8 protein-coding genes are annotated in these 6,378 nt (G+C 52.0%); 4 read left to right on the top strand and 4 right to left on the bottom strand.

Annotation, left to right across the window (positions count from 1 at the left end; all coding sequences use genetic code 11):
* Positions 1-213: 213 nt before the first annotated feature.
* Together CSR02_RS02040 and CSR02_RS02035 are read right to left on the bottom strand one after the other, a co-directional pair.
* Positions 214-1,107: an alpha/beta fold hydrolase gene (locus CSR02_RS02040; protein ID WP_099540397.1), complete on the bottom strand. Its 894-nt coding sequence runs from the start codon at positions 1,105-1,107 to the stop codon at positions 214-216.
* Between the two features lie 158 nt (positions 1,108-1,265).
* Entirely contained in the window at positions 1,266-2,459 is a 1,194-nt protein-coding gene (locus tag CSR02_RS02035; protein WP_099540398.1) for an MFS transporter, read from the bottom strand.
* Between the two features lie 258 nt (positions 2,460-2,717).
* Here CSR02_RS02035 and bdcA point away from each other — a divergent pair, with 258 nt between their 5' ends.
* The 4 genes from bdcA (at position 2,718) to CSR02_RS02015 (ending at position 5,566) form a co-directional block, all read left to right on the top strand.
* A complete protein-coding gene (bdcA, locus tag CSR02_RS02030; protein WP_099540396.1) occupies positions 2,718-3,431 on the top strand; it encodes an SDR family oxidoreductase in 714 nt (237 codons plus the stop codon).
* Between the two features lie 63 nt (positions 3,432-3,494).
* Positions 3,495-4,127 carry a TetR/AcrR family transcriptional regulator gene (locus CSR02_RS02025; RefSeq protein ID WP_099540395.1) on the top strand — a complete coding sequence of 211 codons (633 nt, stop codon included), beginning with the start codon at positions 3,495-3,497 and terminating at the stop codon, positions 4,125-4,127.
* A 159-nt stretch (positions 4,128-4,286) separates the two neighbouring features.
* Positions 4,287-5,048 carry an SDR family NAD(P)-dependent oxidoreductase gene (locus tag CSR02_RS02020; RefSeq protein ID WP_099540394.1) on the top strand — a complete coding sequence of 254 codons (762 nt, stop codon included), beginning with the start codon at positions 4,287-4,289 and terminating at the stop codon, positions 5,046-5,048.
* A 29-nt stretch (positions 5,049-5,077) separates the two neighbouring features.
* Positions 5,078-5,566, top strand: coding sequence for an SRPBCC family protein (locus tag CSR02_RS02015; protein WP_099540393.1), 489 nt, complete (start codon positions 5,078-5,080; stop codon positions 5,564-5,566).
* A 39-nt stretch (positions 5,567-5,605) separates the two neighbouring features.
* Here the strand turns inward: CSR02_RS02015 and CSR02_RS02010 are convergent, their stop codons facing one another.
* Positions 5,606-6,121 carry a 3'-5' exonuclease gene (locus tag CSR02_RS02010; RefSeq protein ID WP_244176718.1) on the bottom strand — a complete coding sequence of 172 codons (516 nt, stop codon included), beginning with the start codon at positions 6,119-6,121 and terminating at the stop codon, positions 5,606-5,608.
* A gap of 77 nt (positions 6,122-6,198) precedes the next feature.
* The coding region (locus CSR02_RS02005; RefSeq protein WP_143225515.1) for a transposase at positions 6,199-6,378 on the bottom strand (180 nt) is incomplete at its 5' end.

Genomic DNA, 6,378 nt, shown 5'->3' with positions numbered 1-6,378 from the left:
GGCAAGAAGCCGCTCGGATGTCAGCCTTTTTGACCAGATTATTGAGAATTACGGCGATGCGGGATTATTGGGATAGAAGGTCTGTCGCCATAGCGTTTCCATCATATTTCAGTATGTTTTTTTTACACGGGCCCTAATATGCAGAGATAAAAATCCCTATTATTTGTAGGCCGAACTCATCTGGCCAAAAGACTGTACATTTTGGAATCCATTTCAAAGAAACTCTTTAAGCTGATGCAGAAATTCTTCAGGTGCTTCTTCCTGTGGACTATGCCCGCAATCAATCGCGTGGCCCTGCACGTCAGTCGCTTTTTCGCGCCATGTCTCCACAACATCATAAAGTGCGCCCACTGTACCGCGTGCACCCCATAATGCCAGTAACGGTGCTGTAACCCGTTTATTGGCATCGGCTGCATCATGCTCAAGGTCTATACCAGCCGCAGCCCGATAATCCTCACAAGCTGCATGGCGCATTGTCGGGTCAGCATAGCAGCGGCGGTATTCAGCCATTACGCGGGGATCGACTGACCTCGGGATTTTGATCTGTCCTGCAATATGGTTTTCCAGAAAGAAATCTGGATCGCCATCAATCAGCTTTTCTGGCAGAGGATAGGGCTGGATCAGAAAAAACCACCAGAAATAGCGTCGAGCAAACTCCATATTGGTGTGGGCATACATTGTTGCTGTTGGTGCAATATCAATCAGCACCAGCTTTTCCACTACCTGTGGTGTATCCAGCGCCATGCGATGCGCAACCCGCCCTCCCCGGTCATGCCCGACAACCCTGAACCGTTCAAACCCAAGTGCTTTCATGACGCCGACCTGATCGGCAACCATCGCACGTTTGGAATAATTAGCGTGATCTGCCCCGCCTTCAGGCTTGGCGCTATCGCCATAACCACGCAGATCCGGCGCTACAACGGTAAAATGTTCTGCCAGTGTAGGAGCAACCTTGTGCCATGTCAGATGCATTTGCGGATGACCATGCAGCAGAAGCACTGGTGGTCCCTTCCCGCCTGTGGCCGTGCGGATCCGCACACCTTCCACCTCAATATCCTGCCACTGAAAGCCAGGTAACAGTTCCGGGAATGTCCTGATCGTGCTCATGATTACACCTGAACCTATTGGACCATACACGGCAGCTAGACGCAGGCTATCAGGAAATAGGCTTTATTCCTGATAAAGACCTGTTGATGACTGATCCGCTGACAATACAATGACTTTCCGTGACAACCGATTGCTGAAGTTCACAAGGTTTGCTGATGCTATTGCAAAAGTCGATGACCTTGCGGAAACCCGTGTGAGCGAGCATGCCATGCGATCCCAAAACCGCAGATCAGAAGACCCATCATAACCCATGGAAAAGAGGCTGCCCCCCACAGGTTCAGGAGAAGACCTCCCAATAGACCGCCTCCTGCAATAGCGCTGTTCCATGCCACAACATTCATGGACAATGCGACATCTGCGCCTTCTTGTGCTGAATCAGCCAGCGCCGTCTGCAATAACGTTGCGGCACCGCCAAAAGTCAGGCCCCAGATACTCACACCTCCCCAGATAACCGCTGGAGAGTGCACATCAATGATAAAAGCGAGACAGACCACCGCAAACACGGCCAGACTGACCATTACTGCCTCACGCAAGGCATGATCTACCAGTTGCCCTGTCAGCGCAATACCACCCAATGCGGCAACACCAAAAACCAGCAACACAAGATCAGCCTTCCCCGCCAGCCCTGCCGGTATCAGAAAAGGCACAATGTAAGTGTACAGGATATTGTGTGCGAGCATCCAGAGGATCACCACTCCCAGAACGGGTCGCACGCCAGGTGTCGTTAGAACGTGTCGGAATGCTGGCCGTTGTGTATGCAAAGAACCCGAAAAATCCGGAACCGTCACCAGCACCCAGCCAATCAGCAAAAATGTAAAGACTGACATCATGCCAAATGCCAACCGCCATCCGAAAATGGCTCCCAACCAGGTTCCGGCAGGAACACCAAGGGATAAGGCGATTGGCGTTCCAACCATGGCAATAGCCAGCGCTCGCCCCTGCTGGGCACGTGTTACCATGCGCCGCGCATATCCCGCCAGAAGTGCCCATGCCAATCCCGCTGCTGCGCCCGCACTGTAACGGACTGCGAGTGTCAGCCAATAATTGGGTGAAAGCGCAGTAACTGCATTGAACAGCAGAAAACCAATGATAGCCAGAAGCAGCACGGTACGTCGCCGCCATCTTTGTGTAGCAAGTGTGAGTGGAATGGCGGCACTTAAGGAACCTACGGCATAGGCGGTGACCATTTGCCCTGCATAAGCAGGAGATACCCGCAGACCAGCACTTATTTCCGGCAGCAGTCCTGCAGGAAGTGTCTCCGTCATGATGCAGAGGAACCCTGTCATTGCGAGCGCCAGAAGGCCAGCAACCGGAAGACGGTCTTCTGGCAATGAGGACGAATTTTTGGGCATCTGAAACTCACATAAGTGGAACGAATAATACAGATATATGCCAACACGCTTTACCGGCAACACATTTCTGGACTGGTTGGTATATAAATAGACTTCTTAAATTAAGGCAGAAATGGCACCTAATAAGCCCATTGCTACGATAGACTCGTCTGAAAAAAGAGGCAGAAACAAAAGTTCCATATCACTCGATACAAAATTAACTGGCGCTCTAATGCTTTCTTATTCTGTAGTGATCGATACAAAACAGGAAAGCACAACATGGCAGAATTTTCAGGCAAAAAGGTCTTGGTCATCGGCGGTAGCCGAGGGATTGGGGCTGCAATTGTCAGACGTTTGGCACGTGATGGAGCATCCGTACGCTTCACATGGGCCGGATCGCGCACAAAATCTGAAGAGCTTGCCCACCAGACCGGAGCAGAAGCCATTCAGGCGGATGCAACTGAGCGTTCAGAAATGCTTTCTGTCGTCCGGAATGCTGGCTCTATCGACATTTTCGTCTTCAACGCCGGAATATGCGTTGCCGGAGACCCACTGACACTCAACCCTGATGACGTTGACCGCATGATTGATATCAACATTCGTGCCGCCTATCATTGTGCGGTTGAAGCGGCCCGTTCCATGCCTAACGGGGGCCGGATTATCTTGATCGGTTCCACAAACGCCAATCGCGTCCCCTTCAAGGGGCTGGCTGCTTACAGCATGACAAAATCAGCCCTGCAAAGCATGGTGCGTGGTCTGGCGCGGGATTTTGGCGAGCGCCATATCACGGTCAACGTCATCCAGCCGGGGCCAACAGATACGGATATGAACCCGGCCAATGGCCCGCAGGCTGATCTCATGCATAGTGTCATGGCTATCAAGGAACATGGTTCGGCAGATGATGTTGCGGCCTATGTGTCGTTTCTGGCCAGCAATGCGGCACGTGGCATTACTGGCGCCATGCAGACCATTGATGGGGGTTTTAGCGCGTAATTCTGGCCATCCATTTCCGTATCAATTAGTATAGAACAACTTTTACACGAACGGAGACAGGACATGGCCCGGACAGGACGGCCCCGTGAGTTTGATCGGGACAAGGCGCTGGATGCCGCGCTCACGCTGTTCTGGACACAGGGGTATGAGCCGACATCATTGAACCAGCTCAAGGCCTGCATGGGCAATATTTCGCCTGCCAGTTTCTATGCTGCCTTTGGTTCCAAGGAAGCGCTGTTCCGTGAAGTCGTGCAGCGTTATCTGGAAACTTATGGACAAGTTATTACGCCTCTATGGGACGAAACACTTGCGCCACGTAATGCTATTGAACAGACATTACGACGCTCCGCCCGTATGCAGACAACGCGCTCTCACCCTACGGGGTGCCTGATTGTGCTGGGGGCCAGCAATTGTTCACCAGAAAACCAGTCCGTGCAGACCCTCTTGGCTGCCGAACGCGCACGCACCCGCAAGGGCATAAAAGCCTGTGTAGATCGGTCTGTGGCAAATGGCGAATTGTCCCCCTCACCCGCTACCCAGACTCTTCCTACCCTGTTCACAACCTTTCTACACGGCATGGCCTGCGAAGCCAGAGATGGTGACAGGGCCAGGAAACTGGATGCAGCCATTACAACGCTCATGCAAATCTGGGATAGTCTTGCATTACGTCCCAAGAGCGTTTCCTCCCGCCAGTAAACGGCCCTGATTTTATCACCAGCCACTCTCTGTGGTTTTATACGTATCGGTCGATCCATAATTTATTGACGGCCTACCTTACCCCATTTATGTATCGATTGATCTTTAAGTATAGCGACCTCATTTCGCCTCTTAGAAACCTACCAAAGGAAACCGATCATGAACCAGAAATACGTGGCCCTTGTTACGGGTGCCAATCGGGGGATCGGTTACAGTATCGCAAAACACCTGATTGCAGCGGACATTGATGTCATCGGCACTTATTACACTAACGCAGCCGAAGCGCAGGCAGCAGAAACAGCACTCAGCACCGACACAGCAAAACTGTATATGCTGAAACTGGATATTTCAGACCACACCACTTTTGCGATATTCACTACGCAAGTCAGGAATCTTCTGGAGAAGGATCTTTCTGGATCTACGTTAAAATATATCGTGCAAAACGCAGGCAACATCATTCACACTCGCTTTGACGCGGCAACACCTGAACAGCTTGATAATCAGTACAACATTCATTTCAAGGGGCCATATCTGCTGACAGTGGCCCTTCTACCGCTCATCTGTGATGGCGGGCATATTCTCAACATCACTTCGGCAGCCACACGCTTTTATCTGCCGGATCACGGCCCCTATTCAGCCATGAAAGGGGCTACCGAAGTGATCTCGCTTTACATGGCAAAGGAACTGGGGGAACGCCGCATTACCGTCAATGCTGTGGCACCCGGTGCTATTGCCTCAGACTTTGGCGGTGGACTGGTGCGTGACAACGCTGAAGTCAACAAAAGTCTGGCAGAGATCACACCTCTGGGGCGTGTCGGGCAACCGGATGATATTGGTGCCGCTGTTGCCGCCCTTTTGTCTGACAACATGCACTGGGTGAATGGTCAGCGCATTGAGATAACCGGCGGACAATCACTTTAATACGCACTAACAGTAATCAGGAACATATGATGATAGACGTTATGGCCAGTAGTGTTCTCAATGCACCCATTGCATCCGTCTGGCCCTTCCTTCGGGATTTCGGGGCCATCGGGCTGTGGTTGCCGGGTGTCAAAAGCTGCCAGATTGAAGGGGATGATCCGGGCGATCGCGTGGGTGCCATTCGGCGGCTTGAGATGGGCGATGTCGGCCTTATTCGTGAGCAGCTTCTGGCTCTGTCCGATACGGATTGTGCCGTAACATTTTCGATCATTGAATCAGCCCTCCCGATCTGGAACTATCGTTCAACCATCCAGCTCCTGCCGGTTACAGATGGAGACCGCACCTTCATCCGCTGGAAAGGACAATTTGAAACTGATCCAGACCATGCGGCCACAATGCAGGCTCGTATGCCCACACTGATTTACCAACCTGCTTTCGATAAACTGGCTAGCAGGCTTGTGGGAAATCATCAGCATGACTTACAGGGAGATCGGGTCCGTTTCCCAAATCACCTGTAAGTTCAAAATCATGGGCTGAGAATTGCGCTGGTTTTCTTCTTACGACCACATGTCGCGCAGGCGGGCTGCCATATCAATCCGCACAGACTTCACCGCGTCCTGCCGGGTCTGTTCCTCTGGGTTCACAACGGGCCAGGATACAGCCTCAAACAGGGACAGCATGTCTTTGTCGATAAAACGAGTGCGCGACGCATAGACATGCCGGTCGCCCCGGCTATGCTGGCCATGCGCATAAAAGCGCTGCGGTACCATGATATCGAGTGAGTCCTTCGCTCGCGTCATCGCGACATAGAGCAGACGACGTTCCTCCTCGATGTCATCCTTCTCACCTGTTGCCTGGTCAGACGGAATGCAGCCATCGACGGCATTCATGATGAAGACATTCTTCCATTCCTGCCCCTTGGTGGAATGAATAGTCGAGAGGATCAGATAATCCTCATCCAGCAGCGGCACACCAGCCTGATCGGACGTGGCATCCGGCGGATCCAGCGTCAGTTCGGTCAGAAATTTCTCCCGTGAGGGATAAAGAATCTTCCCCCTGATCATGAAGGTCATGTCGGTAGACCGACTGCAGATCCGTCTGTCACATTTGTGGAAGGTGTGCTGTATCGTTACCGTGCTACGGCGTGTCGTCAGTTAAGCAGGATGATGATTGAGGCGAACTGCACGGCCGCGAGGAAGGTCGATTTCAGTTTATCGTAGCGGGTTGCGATAGCGCGAAACTGCTTGAGTTTATTGAAAAACCTCTCAACAAGGTTCCGTTCGCGGTAGAGAGAAAAATCGGTTTTCCGTCGTGTCGTTCTGCTGCGTTT

Source organism: Acetobacter pomorum, assembly GCF_002738225.1.
Lineage (GTDB): Bacteria > Pseudomonadota > Alphaproteobacteria > Acetobacterales > Acetobacteraceae > Acetobacter > Acetobacter pomorum.
This window is presented reverse-complemented; position numbering and strand designations above follow the sequence as displayed.

Excerpts from the sequence above, each read along its gene's own strand:
- CSR02_RS02040 (WP_099540397.1), bottom strand. The coding sequence starts at position 1,107 with ATGAGCACGATCAGGACATTCCCGGAACTGTTACCTGGCTTTCAGTGG.
- CSR02_RS02035 (WP_099540398.1), bottom strand. The coding sequence starts at position 2,459 with ATGCCCAAAAATTCGTCCTCATTGCCAGAAGACCGTCTTCCGGTTGCT.
- bdcA (WP_099540396.1), top strand. The coding sequence starts at position 2,718 with ATGGCAGAATTTTCAGGCAAAAAGGTCTTGGTCATCGGCGGTAGCCGA.
- CSR02_RS02025 (WP_099540395.1), top strand. The coding sequence starts at position 3,495 with ATGGCCCGGACAGGACGGCCCCGTGAGTTTGATCGGGACAAGGCGCTG.
- CSR02_RS02020 (WP_099540394.1), top strand. The coding sequence starts at position 4,287 with ATGAACCAGAAATACGTGGCCCTTGTTACGGGTGCCAATCGGGGGATC.
- CSR02_RS02015 (WP_099540393.1), top strand. The coding sequence starts at position 5,078 with ATGATAGACGTTATGGCCAGTAGTGTTCTCAATGCACCCATTGCATCC.
- CSR02_RS02010 (WP_244176718.1), bottom strand. The coding sequence starts at position 6,121 with ATGACCTTCATGATCAGGGGGAAGATTCTTTATCCCTCACGGGAGAAA.